Genomic DNA, 16,793 nt, shown 5'->3' with positions numbered 1-16,793 from the left:
AATTATGGGGAGAAAAAAATAGTTTATCAAAGGGTGTTCAAGGATATGATTATATTCAAGCAGAATCAGCCTCCGATTATGTAATGAATTTACAAACATTAGCCAATAATAAGTTTGACACTGTTGTAGCAATGGGCTTTAAATTAGCCGATGCTGTTACAGAAGTAGCGCCTCAATACCCTGAAACTAATTTTGCGATCATTGACGTAGCTATTCCAAAAATGGATAATGTTGCCTCGTTAGTTTTTAAAGATAATGAGTCTGCATTTTTAGCAGGTGTTGCAGCAGCAGAAACGACTTTGTCTAATAAAGTAGGATTTATTGGTGGACAAGAATCAGATACCATTGATAAATTTGAAGCAGGTTTTGTTCAAGGAGTTAAAATAGTCAAACCTGATGCAGAAGTTAGAGTTGAGTATGTAGGATCATTTGCTGATTCTGCAAAAGGAAAAGCCATTGCAGCTGCTATGTACGCTAGTGGAACTGATGTCATCTTTCAAGCAGCAGGTGATTCAGGTAATGGTGTATTTTCTGAAGCAAAAGACTTAATGAATGTAAATGCTGATGTAAAAAAATGGGTTATTGGTGCAGATCGCGACCAGACTGAAGAAGGAAAGTATAATACAGGAAACGTTACTCTTACATCAACATTAAAACGTACTGGGAGTGCGATTCAAGATATTGCAGATAAAGCTTCAAATGGAGAGTTCCCTGGTGGGAAAGTATTGAATTACGGGTTATCTCAAGATGGTGTAGGTTTATCAGATGGTCAACTTTCAAGTGAAACAATATCCAAAGTTGAAGGATTTAAGAAACAGATTATTGAAGGTAAAATTGAACTAGCTGAAAAACCAGAAAAATAAACAAGTAATAAAAAAAGAGTTTTTAACTAATGACAGAGATTAGTTAGAAACTTCTTTTTTTATTACAGTTGTTTATTATATTACTTCTTTTTTTTTACATTTGGTCAGGAGATTTTACTCCTAATAGTCTTAAATCTTCTTTTAAGATAGTCGCAACAGAGTGAACTAAAGCCAAGCGTGCAGGTTTTTCTGCATCATCTGTCAATACTTTACTATTTGCATAGTATCTATTAAAAGCCTGAGCTAATTGCAAAGAATGTTTAGCTATAACAGAAGGCTCACGTTTTTCATAAGATCTTTGAACAATTGTTGGATATTCTTGCAGTAATTTTACAATTTCCCAACTATAAGCGTCGTTTAAAGCATAAACATCATTGCTATTAAAATTTGGATTTCCAGCTTTACGTAAGATGCTCATCGCACGTGCTCTTGTATATTGAACATAAGGACCCGTTTCGCCTTCAAAACGTACAACTTCTTCTAATACGAAATCAAAATTGTTTAAGCGGTCATTTTTTAAGTCATGGAAAATAACAGCTCCAATTCCAACTTGCTTAGCGACTTCTTCTTTATTTGGTAGATCAGGGTTCTTTTCTGAAATTTGTTTATTAGCTAAATCTATTGCTTCATTTAAAACTTCTTCTAGTAATACAATCTTACCTTGTCGTGTAGATAATTTTTTTCCACCTTGGGTAATTAAACCAAATGCAATATGTTGCATATCATCCGACCAGCTTAGACCTAATTCTTTTAAGACAGCATTTAATTGTTTAAAGTGATTACTTTGTTCATTTCCAACAACGTATAAACTTTGTGCAAAGTCATAGTTACGTTTACGATAAAAGGCAGCTGCTAAGTCGCGAGTGATATAAAGAGTAGCACCATCAGATTTTTTAATTAAAGCAGGGTTTAAGTTGTATTTATCTAAATCAACAATGCTAGCTTTTTGGTTGATTTTTAATAAGTTTTTGTTTTCAAGCATTTCTACAACTTCATCCATTTTATCATTATAAAAAGCTTCTCCACTAACGGCGTCAAATTGAATATCTAACATATCATAAATATGATTAAATTCTTTTAAAGATTCTTCACGGAACCATTCCCAAAGAGAAACAGCTTCTTTGTTCCCATCTTCTAATTTTTTGAACCATACACGAGCTTCTTCGTTTAGTTCTGGTTGTTCTTCAGCTACGGCATGGAATTTAACATAAAGTCTTAGTAGTTCAGCAATAGGTTCAGCGTCAATAGCATCAGCATTGCCCCACATTTTATAGGCAACAATTAGTTTTCCGAATTGTGTACCCCAGTCTCCAAGATGGTTAATTTTAATGGGTTGATACCCAACTTTTTTATAAATATTAGCTAATGCATTTCCAATAACTGTTGAACGTAGATGTCCCATTGAAATAGGTTTTGCGATATTTGGTGAAGACATATCGATTGGAACATTGCGGTTTTCGCCAATAGTTAAATCTCCAAAATGTTCGCCTTGTTTTAAGATATCTGCTAATACAGCAGAACTAACTGTCTTTTTATCTAAGAAAAAGTTTAAATAAGGTCCAACAACTTCTGTCTTTTCAATAATAGGTGAAGAAATGCTCCCACCTAAATCAGCAGCAATTTGCTGAGGAGCTTTTTTAAAGGCTTTTGCTAACATAAATGTAGGGAAAGCTACATCGCCATGTTCAGCTGTTTTTGGTTTTTCAAGTAAGTTAAAAATCTTATCAATCGTTAAAGTTTCACCAATCTGCTCATGCAAAGCTTTAGCAACAAGTAATTTATAATTCATTTTTTTTCCTCCTAATATTTCTATAATTTTATCTATTATTTTAAACTTCAGAATACAAAAAAAGCCCTAATTTGATTTACGTATAAAATCAAAAAAGAGACGAGGTTGAGCCCGCGGTACCACTCTTGTTGTTTTGTCTAAGGGACAAAACCACTTGTTTTTAGATAACGGCAAACAAAACCGAATAATTCTACTAGTTTCAAATTATTTTCTCGAAAGTGCGGTTCCTGATTTTTATCGTTATTGGCTTACACCATCCCAATTCGCTTTAAACAACTTAAATCAGTACTCTCTTTGTCAATGAATCGTTATTTAATTCTGATTAGTTAAGTATAACAAAGTATGCAAATAAATTCCATTAATTTTAAAAAAGAATTTTTATTCATTAATTTAATAGATAATCCAATAAATCTAAGCGCATTCATTCTTTTTTTGGTATAATGTCATTAAATCGTTTAATTATGAGGAGGTCTTGCAGTATGAAAAAATCTAATAGACAATTAGCTATAAAACAAATCATTAATAATTATGATGTAGGCACACAAGAGGAGTTATTACACTACCTAAAAGAAGAGGGTGTGGAAGCAACTCAAGCAACGATCTCACGTGATATTAAAGAAATGCATTTAGTTAAGACAACGACTTCAAGCGGTAATGTAAAGTACGCTCTTTTTCAGAATAATAAAATGTCAACAGAAGAAAAATTACAATCAACGTTAGGCGAAGTAACTATAAAACTAACTCGTGTTCAATTTTTAACAATTTTAATGACTATTCCAGGAAATGCTCATGTTATAGGAGCTTTAATGGATGCAATTGATTTTCCAGAAAAGGTAGGAACGATTGCCGGAAACGACACCTGTATCATTATTTCTAAGAATGAAGAGGATGCAATTAAAATGTATGATTATTTATATAAATGGATAAATGATTAAAATGGAGGTTTACTATGATAACATCGTCTGAATTTAATTTGTTAGAACTACAAAATGGATCCGATATCAGAGGTATTGCTATTGCGACAAAAAATAATGAGCTAAGTTTAACGGACGATCGGATTGAAAAAATTAGTTATGGTTTATTAGTTTGGCTAAAAGAAATGAAAAAATTTGATTACCAAAAAAACACTACAAGAGTCGCAATAGGCTACGATAGTCGACTTTCTGCGGACAGAATTCAAAATATTATAATAAGCACGTTAACTCATTTAGGAGTTGAAGTTATTAATGTTGGCTTAGCTACAACACCTGCAATGTTTATGTCTACACAATACAAAGAGTTTAATTGTGATGCAGCCATTATGATTACGGCAAGTCATTTACCTTTTGAGTATAATGGTTTAAAATTCTTTACAAAAGAGGGCGGAGCAGAAAGTAAAGATATTGAATTTATTCTGGAAAATGCAGATGTGAAAAAGATAACTTGTTCTAAGGTCAAGGGAGAAGTTAAAAAAGCTAATTTATTAAAAATATATGCAGCCGATTTAATAGATAAAATCAAAAAAGGGATTAACAATGATGAAAACTTTGATAAACCTTTAATTGGTAGACATATTATTGTAGATGCAGGCAACGGAGCAGGAGGTTTTTTTGCAACTGAGGTCTTAAAAAAGTTAGGTGCGGATATTTCAGGTAGTCAGTTTTTGGATCCAGACGGGACATTTCCAAATCATATTCCAAATCCAGATAACAAAGTAGCTATGACTAGTCTTCAAAAGGCTGTTTTAACGCATCAGGCTGACTTAGGAATTATTTTCGATACCGATGTAGATAGATCAGCTTTAGTTGACAATGAGGGTGTTACATTAAATAGGAATAATTTAATTGCTGTCATATCGGCGATAGTTATTGATGAGAATCCTGGGACTACGATTGTTACAAATTCTGCTACGTCTGAACATTTAAGAACTTTTATAGAGGAATTAGGAGGCTATCAAAACCGATACTTAACCGGATACAGAAATGTAATTAACCAAGCAATAAAGCTAAATACAGAAGGTATTCAAACTTCCTTAGCCATAGAAACTAGTGGGCACGCTGCACTTAAGGAAAACTATTTCTTAGATGATGGTGCTTATTTAGTAGCTAAAATATTAATTGCTGATGCGCGTTTACGCAAAGAAAATAAAAAACTTGGTAGTTTAATTGAAACACTTAAACAGCCAATAGAAACAGACGAAGTCCGTTTTCGTATTCTAAAAGAACCTATTCAAGAAAATGGATTGGATACAATGGATAAGCTCAGGCTGTTTGTTAAAGAAGTCCCCGGTCTAACAATCGAACATAATAACTTAGAGGGTGTAAGAGTAAATACAAGTGAGGACTATGGTTCTGGATGGTTCTTATTTAGAATGAGTTTACATGAACCACTGTTAGTCTTGACATTTGAAAGTGATGAGGCAGGAAAAATTAAAAAACTTCGTCAAGATTTAAAAGAGTTTTTTTACGCACAGGAATGTTTAGATTCATCTGACTTGTAATTTTATTCTAAATTTGTTTATGATAAGCAAATAAACTAAATTAAGGGAGTTGTTCATAAATGAGTCATGCACTAAATGATAGCTATGAACTTTATAATGGAGTGGAAATTCCTAAGCTAGGATTAGGCGTATTTTTGATGAAAGATGAACATGAATTGATTGAAGCGGTAAAATCTGCAGTTGAATTTGGGTATCGTCACTTTGATACAGCTAAAATATATGGAAATGAGACATACGTTGCGAGAGGCTTAAAAGAATCCGGCATACCACGTGAAGAGATTTTTTTAACCTCAAAGGTCTGGAATTACGACCAAGGATACGAAGAAACAAAGAAGGCTTTCCAAGAATCTTTAGATAAATTAGAAACGGATTATTTAGATTTATATTTGATTCATTGGCCAGCAGAAAAATTTGTGGATACGTGGAGAGCAATGGTTGAACTTTATGAATCTGGCAAGGTTAGGTCAATCGGTGTTTCAAACTTTCAAATTCATCACTTAGAAAAGTTAAAGAATGAAGGATTATTACAACCGATGATTAATCAAATAGAAACACATCCAGAATTTCCACAAAATGAACTGCATGAGTACATGAAAAGAAATGGAATTATCCACGAATCTTGGGGTCCGTTGGGTCAAGGGAAATCTGATTTATTAGATAGTTCTACTCTAGCTAAAATAGGACAAAAGTACTTTAAAACACCAGCACAAGTAGTTTTACGTTGGCACTTGGAACGAGATGAAGTTATCATCCCTAAATCAGTTCATAGAAATCGTATTAAAGAAAATAGTGAATTATTTGATTTTAAATTGACGCAAGAAGATATGCATGAAATTGCATTACTAAATACAGAAACTCGTTATGGTGGCAATCCAGACGATCAAGAACGTCTTAAAGAAACGTCAATTAAACCATCAAAATAAAAAAAGGTTTGAAATCAATGTCTTGTAAATTGATTTCAAGCCTTTTTTAGTTTTAATTAGTTCTATTCAGCCTCCTTTAAAAATAGCTGAAAGAAACAGAACTTAATTATTATTAGGACACCAGTGCCATTTGAAACCATCTTTATTTAATAATTGCTCACTCTCTATGGGCCCCATAGATCCGCTAGCATAGTTAGGAAAGTCTATTTTTTCACTATCCCAATGTTTACGAATGATATCTACGAATTTCCAAGAAGTCGCAACTTCATCCCAGTGAGTAAAATTTGTAGAATCTCCATTTAAGCAATCAAGAATTAATTTTTCATATGCTTCGGGACTATTTGCTGTGGTCTCTGCAGAATGTTTATGTTCTAATTTTAATGTTTCAGTTTCTAATCCAAGCCCAATTTTTTTAGTATTCAACTCTAGAGAAAATCCTTCAGTAGGTTGAATATAAATGGTAAGGATATTAGCAGGTAGAGGCTCTTCATTATTATCAAATAAATTTAATGGAACATTTTTAAATTCAATATCAATTTGGGTTCCTTTTTCTGCTAAACGTTTACCGGTACGGAAGTAAAAGGGAACGCCAGCCCATCTAAAATTATCAATTAAAATTTTTCCTGAAACGAAAGTTTCTGTTTGAGATTCTGGTGCAACATTTAATTCTTCACGATAACCGTTTAAATCTTTACTTATTTCATCCTTGCTAGGACCGTACTGGCCCCTAACCATGTAATTTGAAACTTCATTTGGTTCAAATAGTCGAACAGCTTTTAGGGCTTTAATTTTTTCTGTTCGTATTTCTTTATCTTCTAGACGGGTAGGGGGTTCCATAGCTAGTAAAGATATGATTTGTAAAATATGGTTTTGTAGCATATCTCTCAAGGCGCCACTTGTATCGTAGTATCCACCACGTTCCTCTACGCCAATAGATTCGCTTAGTGTAATCTGAATATTATCGATGTATCGGCTGTTCCACATTGATTCAATCATGTAATTACCAAATCGTACAGCAGAAATATTTTGGACCATTTCTTTTCCTAAATAGTGATCGATACGGTATATTTGATCTTCTTCAAAAGAAGCTCTGATTTGATCATTTAATTCTAAAGCACTTTCAAAATCTTGGCCGAAAGGTTTTTCTATAATCAATCGATTAAATCCAGTGGGAGTTATTAAATTCCTATCTTTTAAATTTTGTGAGATGATACCAAAAAAATTAGGAGACATTGCTAAGTAAAATAAGCGGTTTCCATCTAACTGATAGTTCTCATCTAATTTTTCTGATAATGTTTTTAAAGTGTTGTAGTGTTGTATATCTGTTACATTGTGTGACTGATAATAAAAGTGACTTGCAAATTTTATCGCATGTTCTTTAGACTCACTTATATCTTGAATCGACTCTATAACGACATCACGGTAAAAATCGTCTGTCCATTCTCTACGAGCTGTACCGATAACTGCGAATTTTTCTTTAAGATATCCTTTTTTATATAATCTGTAAAGAGAAGGATACAATTTTCTCTTTGCTAAATCTCCTGTTCCACCAAATATGGTGAATAAAGCTTTCTGTTCTATACTCATCTGCCGTAACCACTCCTTCAATCGATATAACACTACTAGTAAATGTTTCCCTTAAAAGGGTTATCCAATTTATTATACAAGTATATGATATAGGAATCAATTTTTCTAGTTTATTTATTATCTTACTAATGGAATAGGAAATTAGCTTTCCATTTATAATGAGCGGATAAATTATGAATCAGATTGAGACGGTCAATAACAGGAGCTCTAATAAAATGAACAATTCCTTAACGTAGCAAGTAAAATTATGTTATAATGTAACAGATGCAAAAGAGTATCGATAGAAAAGAGGCGTACGAATAGATGGAACATACATTTGAAAGATTTAATATTCAACCATTCTTAATAGAAGCAATTAACGAGATAGGTTTTACACAACCTACAGAAGTACAAGAAAAGCTAATTCCGGCAATTAAAAAAGGAAAAAGCGTTATTGGACAATCACAAACTGGTTCAGGTAAAACACATACATTTTTGTTGCCCTTAATTGATGGCATTGATCCTTCTAAAAAAGAAGTTCAAGTTGTTATTACTACACCTAGTAGAGAACTAGCTGAACAAATATCTAAAGCTGCTTTACAATTAGTAGAAAATGCTCCAGAAAAAATTAATATCCAAACATATGTTGGTGGTACAGATAAAAAACGTCAAATAGCTAAATTGGCAGGTACACAACCTCATATCGTTATAGGAACACCAGGTAGAATTTTAGACTTGATGACTGAGAATGCTTTATTAATTTATACTGCACCAGTACTAGTAATAGATGAAGCTGATATGACTTTAGATATGGGGTTTTTAGAAGATATTGACAAAATTGCTAGCAAATTACCAGCAGAATTACAAATGCTAATTTTTTCAGCGACAATTCCAAATAAATTGAAGCCTTTCTTGAAAAAATATATGGATAATCCTTTATACGAGCAAATCCAACCAAAAGATATTATTTCTAAAAATATTGAAAATTGGCTTATTTCTACAAAGGGTCGTGAAAGAATAGATGTTATCTACGAATTGTTAACAATAGGACAACCCTATTTAGTAATGATTTTTGCCAATACAAAGTTAAAAGTAGATGAAATAGCTGAGGGACTAAAATCAAGAGGAATAAAAGTAGCTAAAATACATGGAGATATTCCACCACGCGAAAGAAAACGAGTAATGAAACAAGTTCAAAACCTAGAGTATCAATTTGTTGTCGCAACTGATTTAGCGGCTCGAGGTATTGATATTGAAGGTGTTTCTCACGTGATCAATGCTGAAATTCCTCGTGATTTAGATTTCTTCGTTCATAGAGTTGGAAGAACGGGACGCAAAGATTTAAAAGGAACAGCAATCACTTTGTACTCACCTAGTGAAGAAAACTTAGTCATTGACATCGAAAAAATGGGAATTACTTTTGAACCTAAAGCTATTAAACATGGAGAAATCGTTGATACTTTTGATCGCAAGCGTCGTGCTCAACGTGAAAAGAAAAAAACAGAATCTCTTGATGGTGAAACTAGAGGAATGTTGAAAAAAGCTAAAAAGAATGTAAAACCAGGATATAAGAAAAAAATGGGTCGTGTTATTAAAGCCAGCAATGTGAAAAAACGTCGTACAGAGCGTCGTACTCAAGCAAATGCTATAAAAAAAGCGAATAAAGCAAGTAATAAAAGCAAATAAATAAAAAACAATAGGACAAAAAACATACCGTTTTTTGTCCTATTGTTTTTTATTTTTTAATGATTTGTTCTTTTGGTATTTTTTTTATAGATAAGTAATAAAAATACGTTGTTATAACTAATGATGCTTCTAGTTGTAAATAAGGAGTTAATTGAAAACTATTCAATAGAGCAAAGAAAACAGTAGGTAAAGTCGATGCAAATAAAACAATTTTCCAATTATCAGAAAAACGTAATGAACGGCGACTAAAAGTAGCGACTAGGTTAGCAAAAACAGTGTAAAGTAAATTGTAGATAACAACTATTAAAAAGCTAACTAACCAAATCAAAACAAATGAGAAAATATAAATTAAACGATTAACACGTTCCATTCCTAAAACGATATCCTTAAAAAACGTATCGGTAAGACCATTCATTCTAGAATAAGGAATATTACCTGGATATCCTGGAGCGCTAAGGTAGAAACCATCCTTAAGTAAAGCTAATCCGATTGTCGTACCAATTGTATTTTTTTTAACATCTTCAGGTGTTTGTTCTCCAGTAGGATCAAAAGTAAAAATGATAGAATCTGTCTGATAGATAAAACTTTCAGTTTTTTCTTCAGTTTTTAATTTATCTTGCTCTATTTTAAAAGACGGTAATTGCTCAGCTATTTTCTGTCCATCTCTTTTAAAATCATCTATTAATTTATTTCCTTGAATCCAAGTAGGTATAGCTGTTATAAAAGAAAGAATAAATAAATAAACTATTATTTTTTTCTTACTTAAGCTACGTGCAGAGCTTAACTTTTCTGGATTAAGAAAAGAGGCTTTCATTAGGTTAAAAATTTGAATATCAATCACTCCTATTAGTTTGATGAAAAGACTTCTTTATTATTGTAAACTTTTATAATAGAAAACTCAACGCCTGAAGAGTAGATATACTATTCAAAAATAACTTTTTGTATTAAATGTAAGCAAAGACTTTGAGTTTTATTATGAAAGGTGTTACATTTAATTAGTACTATATAAAAAAATAATATAAATATGTGGAGGAATTTAATTATGGCTTATGAATTACCAGAACTACCTTATGCTTATGATGCCCTAGTACCAACTATTGATGAAGAGACGATGCACTTGCATCACGACAAACATCACAATGCTTATGTTACAAATTTAAATAAAGCAATAGAGAAATACCCTGAATTAGCAGATAAAACAATTGAAGAATTAATTTCTAATTTAGATGCAGTACCTGAAGATATTCGTACAGCAGTTCGCAACAATGGTGGTGGACACGTTAACCATACTTTCTTTTGGACTATTCTTACTCCCAATGGTAGCAATGAGCCAACTGGTGAATTAAAAGACGCAATCGAGTCAACTTTCGGTAGCTTAGATAAATTTAAAGAAGAATTTGCAGCTTCAGGAGCTGGACGTTTTGGCTCTGGTTGGGCATGGTTAGTTTTAGACGGAGACAAATTAACTATTACTTCAACGCCTAACCAAGATTCGCCATTGTCAGAAGGAAAAACTCCAATTTTGGGATTAGACGTTTGGGAACATGCCTACTACCTAAATTATAAAAATGTACGTCCAGATTATATTAAAGCATTTTGGAATGTAGTTAACTGGGATGAAGCAGCTAAAAATTATAAAAAAGCAAAATAAATAATAGAAAAAACCAGAGAGAATTTTCTCTCTGGTTTTTTTATTTGATATTGATTCCTAAAGCACTAGCGATAACTAATGCTTGTATGGCATTTAGGGTAATGCCTTTAATCAAATCTATAGAGACATTTATTTTTTCAAAAGTGGAGGAGCTTAAATCTAATAAATTTAAATTAGATTGCATTAAGTTCATTCCATTTAGATCACATCGAATAAAGTAGAGATTCTTCCATTTAAGTCCAAAAAAGTCGCTTTCAATCAATGAAGTATCTTCAAAACTAACTTGCTTTAAATGACTATAACTAAAAGAGCAATAATTGGCAAAGCAAGCTGAAAATAAGGCATCTATCACAGAAGATTCAGCAAAATTTGTACCAAAGAGCTTTGTATTAGAAAAATGAGCACGATGAATAATGGATTCAATCATCTCCGTATTACTAATGTCGCAATTGTCAAATACCACGTCAATTAACTCTGCCTGGTGAAACACACAGTTTTTAAAAACAACATTTACAAAAGAAACATTTTTAAAGCATACTTTTTCAAAAGAAACATCAGTTAAAGTGCAATCTTTAAACGTTACGCCAGTATAATAACTTTCATCCTCCAATTTTTGAAAGTCAGAGGGTATAAGCTGCGAAGATAGTTTGGGTGATTTTATTGATATTTTATTATTCATCATACTCTCCTCTATATATGTTGTTAGATACAACTTTACTTTGTAGTAGATGTGTAATTAGCAAAACACCTATTACAATCATTGATAAAATAACGCCCTCTTTTAACCAAGGGGTCTTGTAACTCAAAGTAATATTGTGAGTCCCGGGTTTTGTTGGTATAACCAACAAACTGTTTAAAGCTTTTTTTGTTTCGACAGGTACTCCATTAATCTTAGCAGACCAACCTTTGCTGTAAGGGATAGAAGTAAAAATAAGTTGCTCGTCAGGCTGAATAGTTATTTTCCCTTGAATTAATGTATTGTTTTGGTTTTCAATTATTAAATCATTCTGCTGCAATTTTTTTACATTTGAAGAAAAGATAGTTTTGTCTAATCGATATAAATTGAAATAATTTAATGTAAGGCTATTTTGTTTTAATGCAACTTTAAATGTAATCGTATCACCTTTGTTTAAATGAGCTAAGTTTAAAACTAGGACATCACGATAGGTAGGGTATTGAGTAAATGGGATGCCGTTTAAATAAAAGGTTACATCTTCTTCTTTGATATCCGGATCTAATGTTAAATAATATGAATCGTTTGATTCCGGTTTAAATTGGAATGTAATGGATGCGTCGTCATTAATGATTTGCTTTGCATAAGATTTACTTTGAAAAGATTCTGTCACAGAAACGTTTTGATAAACCGTTGTATCAAATTCAGTGGGAACAAAAAGACTGTTATCATTGGTTGATCCAGCTAAAGATAGCAATATGCTTTCTTGGTATTGAAGAGGCTGATTATGAACGGATTTAACATTCAATATATCCTCATTACTTCCGAAAATGATTGGTAGAACATAGGGGTTCTCGTAAATAACTGTCTTATTCGATTCATGGAATGGCAGATAGGCTCGCAAATCTGGTTTGGTTTGATTTAAAGAAAGCTGGAAAGCTGGATTAAATAATTTTTTTGACGGTTGTTTTTTTAAATCTACTTTATCTATTGAAGGGAGTTTTGTTGTAAAATCAGTTTCCTTTTTTAAGCTTCGATAGAGTTCGTTTTGTTCGCTGATATAGTATTTGATTCCTAAGATGGAATCAGTTAGCAAAGTTCCGTTTGAATAAGATACAAATCCATCTCCAACGGGCAATCCAAGGTGACCAAAAAATTTAGGTATGTCTTTTTCAAAAGTAGAACTAAAATGAGATACACTTGAATAATTAGCTTGTAAACTATCATTTTTAGATCTAGAAAAAGTTTTTTCAATTCTATAGAACCCAGGATCTTCATTTTTTATAGTTGCAATATCTGAATTTAGTAAATATTGATAGGTAGAAAAAGAATCCTGTTTAACGTAACTTAATCGCGACAAATCAATTTGGGCATTTGTGCCCATTTCTATAATCGTTACAAGAAAGAATAGAAATGGAAGCCATTTATATTTTTGTGGTTTAATGATTAGCATGAAGATAATCATTAAGCTAAGAACAATAGTTAGAATAATCTGACTTGGCTCGATAAAATCATATTCTTTTTGATAAACGTTGATTCCTATTATTGCAACCAGAATGACACTGAAAAAAGTCTCAATAGGTCTTATTCCATCCTTTTTCATGAAACTTCTGAATCCATTTAAAATCATAAAAAAACAAACAACAAATGAAAATCTGTAAGGGTACCAAATAGGGTATTGCAAAGCATGCCATACTATATTAAAGGCTTTTAAGTTCATCGAAATAACAAAGAAGACGATTAAAATTAATCCAACTATACGCTCTCGTATAGGAAATGAATGATTAAAAAAGTAAAAAACAAAGGATATTAAGGCTAAACTACCAATAAAGATATTAGGGTATCCTGAAGGCATTTGATCGAAATTAAATGCTCCAATCATAAGTTTCGATAACATTTCATGAAATGGGAAAGCTAGTTCCCAATCAAATACTAGTTTAGTGTAGCTAGCTTTGCTCTCTAATAGAGAAAAAAAAGTAGGTAACAATAAAAAGGCGCTTAGCCCTGCTCCAAGTATAGAATGCCAAACGAACAATAAAATAGATGCAAAGTTAGCTTTAAGTTTTTCTTTAAAGGATAGATTAGGCGAATAAGTCATACCAACTAACCGGAATAAAAAATAAGCAATTAAAAAAAGACAAATCATATACGCAATATAATAATTTGAGAATAAAGCTAATGTTAAAAAGAGAGAGTAGGTTAAGCCTTTTCTTTCAAATAAAAGCTTTTCAAGTCCTAGAGCAATTAATGGTAAAAAAATCAAACCGTCTAGCCACATAATATTTAATTGATTTACAATTGTATAACCCATCAAGGCATAACTAACAGAAAAGGCAGCTAAAATAAAACCATCTCCATTAAAGGCTTTTTTTAATAGCCACCCAAAACTTAAGCCAGTTAAACTAATCTTTAAAATAGTTAAGCAAGTGATGGCTAAAGAAATTTGATTTTGCGGAAAAATTAAGAAAATAAGATTAAAGGGGCTGGTTAAATAATAAGCCCAAAGCCCTATCATATCTCCACCAATTGCTTTTGAAAATGAATAAAAAAGACTACTTGGATCTTCATAAAAAGTTTGTCTATAATATGAAAAGAAGTCGACATACTGTTGACCTAAATCTACAGTCATAAGAGAACTGTTCCCAAAAGGATAAACGCCTTGTACAATATAAATCCCAGATAGAATTAAGCATGGGATAAAAAAAGCTAATAAAAGAGGCCACTGATTTTTAACAAAGGATTTAACAGAATGGTGCATCATTATCACTCCAATAGAATAAGACGTTAAACTATACATAGTTATCTAATATATAGAATAGCATAAATTACTAAGGAATAATTAAAATTTTAGTCATTCAATGGTTAATGGTGCTCCAATTTGTTACAATAGAAAAAGTTAAGTTGAATAGGAAGGTGTTATATTGAAATCGAATAAAAAGAAAAGCAATAAAAAGAAATCACATATTCCTTTTCGTTTAAATTTATTATTTTTTACTGTGTTCTTGCTGTTTTCAGCTCTTATATTACGTTTAGGGTATTTACAAATAGTGCAAGGTGAAGAATTTGAAACACAAGTACAACGCACAGAAACTACATTAGCGACAGGAACTGTTCCTCGTGGAGAAATTTATGATAGTCAATACCGTAAGCTAGTAGGAAATAATCCTTTACAAGCTATCACTTATACAAGAGGTAAGGGAGTTTCAGCAAAAGATATGGCAACGTTAGCTTTAGAACTAGCGCAATATATAGATATGCCACATACGACAGAGCTAGAAACTAAAGGTAAATTTGATTTATCTAAAAGAGATCTTCAAGATTATTGGATTGCATTAAATGAAGATAAATTAAACAAACGTTTATCAGATAAAGAGTTAGCTTTGGACGGAACAAAATTATACCAAAAGCAAATTGATTATGTAAAAGATGAAGAGCTTCAACTTTCTACGCAAGAACTAAAAGCTGCTGCTATTTTTAAACGAATGAATGGCGCATATGCACTCTCTACTATAAACATAAAAAGTGAGAATGTAACGGATGAAGAAGTGGCTAAAGTAAGTGAAAATCTTTTGAGTTTGCCAGGTATAGATACTGGAACAGATTGGGTTAGAACTTACCCACAAGGAGAAACATTGGAAAGTATTTTAGGTAATGTTACAACTGAGTCTAAAGGTTTGCCAGAAAACAAAGTTGCTACCTATCTTGCGAAAGGCTATGCTAGAAACGATCGCGTAGGAAATAGCAATCTAGAATTAGAATACGAGCAAGTACTTAGTGGATCGAAATCAAAATCTGCTACAGAAACAAACCAAAATGGAGATATTGTCAACTCTGTAGAGAGTTACGTTGGAAAAAAAGGAGATAACCTTGTTCTAACAATAGACATGAACTTCCAAAAAATTGTTGAAGAGATTGCCTATAAATCGCTTGCACAAAATCAACAAGGACTGAACGATAGAATATATGTTATTGCCTCTGACCCTAATACAGGTGAAATTAAGGCTATGACAGGTCAAAAAATAAATCCGAAAACAGGGGAAATTGAAGATGATGCACTAGGTGCTATTAATACAGCATATGTAATGGGTTCAACGGTTAAGCCTGCAACAGTACTAGCTGGTTATATGGACGGAGTGATTTCTTTAAATGATAATACTATGGTTGATGAGCCGTTAAAATTCTCAGGTAGTAATCCAATTAGTTCAGTATTTAACCGTAGTGGAAGTATCGCATTAAATGATATTACCGCATTGGAACGTTCATCAAACGTTTACATGTCTAAGCTAGCGATGCGTATGGGTGGGCAATATTCATACACTTCAGGAGGCAACTTGAAAATTGATGGGGAAGAAGTTATCAATAAATTAAGAGGGTATTACGGCCAATTTGGATTAGGGTTAAAGACAGGAATTGACTTGCCCGGTGAAGGCAAAGGTTATGTGGGTCAAGATGTTGCTGCTGTACAACCACTATTCTTTTCATTTGGCCAATACGATACGTATACTCCTATTCAGATGATTCAATATGTCTCTACTTTAGCAAACGGCGGAAAACGTATCGCACCAAGAATTGTCGATGAAATTCGTGGAACCGACGAAGAAGGAAACATAGGAGCGTTGGAAACTCAATTAGAATCTAACATATTAAACACTGTAAACGTTGGAGAAACTGAATTTGAGCGTGTGCAACAAGGAATGTACCAAGTTGTGAACGGGTCTAATGGTTCAGCCAGAGGAGCATTTGTTGGAGCAGAGTATAAAGCTGCTGGTAAAACTGGTACAGCAGAGGCTCCTTATGACGGTCCGATTCTAAGCGCTAGAGGAACAAAAGTGGAGAATCGAACTTTTATAGGATATGCACCTTATGATAATCCTGAAATTGCGGTTACAGTTATTGTACCTTATTTGCCTCTACCAAATAGTAGTAGAGAAAATACGGTTGTCGCGCGTCAAGTTTTAGATGCTTATTTTCGAGTAGGAGACTATAAAAATTTAGACGCAGAGACCCAAAAAAATCAAACAGAAGAATAAAAAAACGAGGCTGGGACAAAAGTCCCAGTAAGTAAGAAAAAAAAGAAATCTTTACTTCCACTTTTTATGTGGATAAGATTTCTTTTTTTATAGTTTTTTTTGTAGCAAATTAATGGTTTAAAATAAACAAAAA

General features: G+C 32.5%; 12 protein-coding genes and 1 other annotated feature. Of the genes, 7 read left to right on the top strand and 5 right to left on the bottom strand.

Going from position 1 to position 16,793, the window contains the following annotated elements; genetic code table 11:
* Window positions 1–863 (top strand): BMP family lipoprotein (locus WBF61_RS07740; protein ID WP_424255378.1); only part of this gene is annotated, 863 nt, incomplete at its 5' end.
* Window positions 864–957: 94 nt separating this feature from the next.
* On the opposite strand, the gene argS is transcribed toward WBF61_RS07740, so the two are convergent.
* Entirely contained in the window at window positions 958–2,652 is a 1,695-nt protein-coding gene (argS, locus tag WBF61_RS07735) for an arginine--tRNA ligase (protein WP_424255376.1), read from the bottom strand.
* Between the two features lie 92 nt (window positions 2,653–2,744).
* Window positions 2,745–2,962: a binding site (T-box leader), on the bottom strand.
* A 169-nt stretch (window positions 2,963–3,131) separates the two neighbouring features.
* On the opposite strand from argS, the gene argR reads away from it, so the two are divergent.
* Genes argR through WBF61_RS07720 form a run of 3 tightly spaced genes read left to right on the top strand, consistent with a single transcriptional unit; the run spans window position 3,132 to window position 6,054 of the window.
* A complete protein-coding gene (argR, locus tag WBF61_RS07730) occupies window positions 3,132–3,587 on the top strand; it encodes an arginine repressor (protein WP_424255374.1) in 456 nt (151 codons plus the stop codon).
* Window positions 3,588–3,601: 14 nt separating this feature from the next.
* Window positions 3,602–5,131, top strand: a complete 1,530-nt coding sequence (locus WBF61_RS07725) for a phosphomannomutase/phosphoglucomutase (RefSeq protein WP_424255373.1) — start codon at window positions 3,602–3,604, stop codon at window positions 5,129–5,131.
* A gap of 59 nt (window positions 5,132–5,190) precedes the next feature.
* Window positions 5,191–6,054 carry an aldo/keto reductase gene (locus tag WBF61_RS07720; RefSeq protein WP_424255371.1) on the top strand — a complete coding sequence of 288 codons (864 nt, stop codon included), beginning with the start codon at window positions 5,191–5,193 and terminating at the stop codon, window positions 6,052–6,054.
* A gap of 102 nt (window positions 6,055–6,156) precedes the next feature.
* Here the strand turns inward: WBF61_RS07720 and zwf are convergent, their stop codons facing one another.
* Window positions 6,157–7,641, bottom strand: a complete 1,485-nt coding sequence (gene zwf / locus WBF61_RS07715) for a glucose-6-phosphate dehydrogenase (RefSeq protein ID WP_424255369.1) — start codon at window positions 7,639–7,641, stop codon at window positions 6,157–6,159.
* A 303-nt stretch (window positions 7,642–7,944) separates the two neighbouring features.
* Here zwf and WBF61_RS07710 point away from each other — a divergent pair, with 303 nt between their 5' ends.
* The gene (locus tag WBF61_RS07710) at window positions 7,945–9,306 is read left to right on the top strand and encodes a DEAD/DEAH box helicase (protein WP_424255368.1); all 1,362 of its coding nucleotides are present in this window, start codon (window positions 7,945–7,947) and stop codon (window positions 9,304–9,306) included.
* 49 nt (window positions 9,307–9,355) lie between these two features.
* Here WBF61_RS07710 and WBF61_RS07705 read toward each other — a convergent pair whose 3' ends face one another.
* Window positions 9,356–10,147, bottom strand: coding sequence for a DUF1189 domain-containing protein (locus WBF61_RS07705; RefSeq protein ID WP_424255366.1), 792 nt, complete (start codon window positions 10,145–10,147; stop codon window positions 9,356–9,358).
* Window positions 10,148–10,348: 201 nt separating this feature from the next.
* On the opposite strand from WBF61_RS07705, the gene WBF61_RS07700 reads away from it, so the two are divergent.
* Window positions 10,349–10,957, top strand: coding sequence for a superoxide dismutase (locus tag WBF61_RS07700; RefSeq protein WP_424255364.1), 609 nt, complete (start codon window positions 10,349–10,351; stop codon window positions 10,955–10,957).
* Between the two features lie 40 nt (window positions 10,958–10,997).
* Here WBF61_RS07700 and WBF61_RS07695 read toward each other — a convergent pair whose 3' ends face one another.
* Window positions 10,998–11,636 carry a pentapeptide repeat-containing protein gene (locus tag WBF61_RS07695; RefSeq protein ID WP_424255362.1) on the bottom strand — a complete coding sequence of 213 codons (639 nt, stop codon included), beginning with the start codon at window positions 11,634–11,636 and terminating at the stop codon, window positions 10,998–11,000.
* Window positions 11,629–14,388, bottom strand: coding sequence for a YfhO family protein (locus tag WBF61_RS07690; RefSeq protein ID WP_424255361.1), 2,760 nt, complete (start codon window positions 14,386–14,388; stop codon window positions 11,629–11,631). The genes WBF61_RS07695 and WBF61_RS07690 overlap by 8 nt, the downstream gene beginning before the upstream one ends.
* Before the next feature lie 163 nt (window positions 14,389–14,551).
* Between WBF61_RS07690 and WBF61_RS07685 the strand changes: the two genes are divergently transcribed.
* The gene (locus WBF61_RS07685; protein ID WP_424255360.1) at window positions 14,552–16,660 is read left to right on the top strand and encodes a peptidoglycan D,D-transpeptidase FtsI family protein; all 2,109 of its coding nucleotides are present in this window, start codon (window positions 14,552–14,554) and stop codon (window positions 16,658–16,660) included.
* The last annotated feature ends 133 nt before the right edge of the window (window positions 16,661–16,793 follow it).

The organism is Carnobacterium sp. (genome assembly GCF_049673005.1).
In the GTDB taxonomy this organism is placed as follows: Bacteria; Bacillota; Bacilli; order Lactobacillales; family Carnobacteriaceae; genus Carnobacterium_A.
This window is presented reverse-complemented; position numbering and strand designations above follow the sequence as displayed.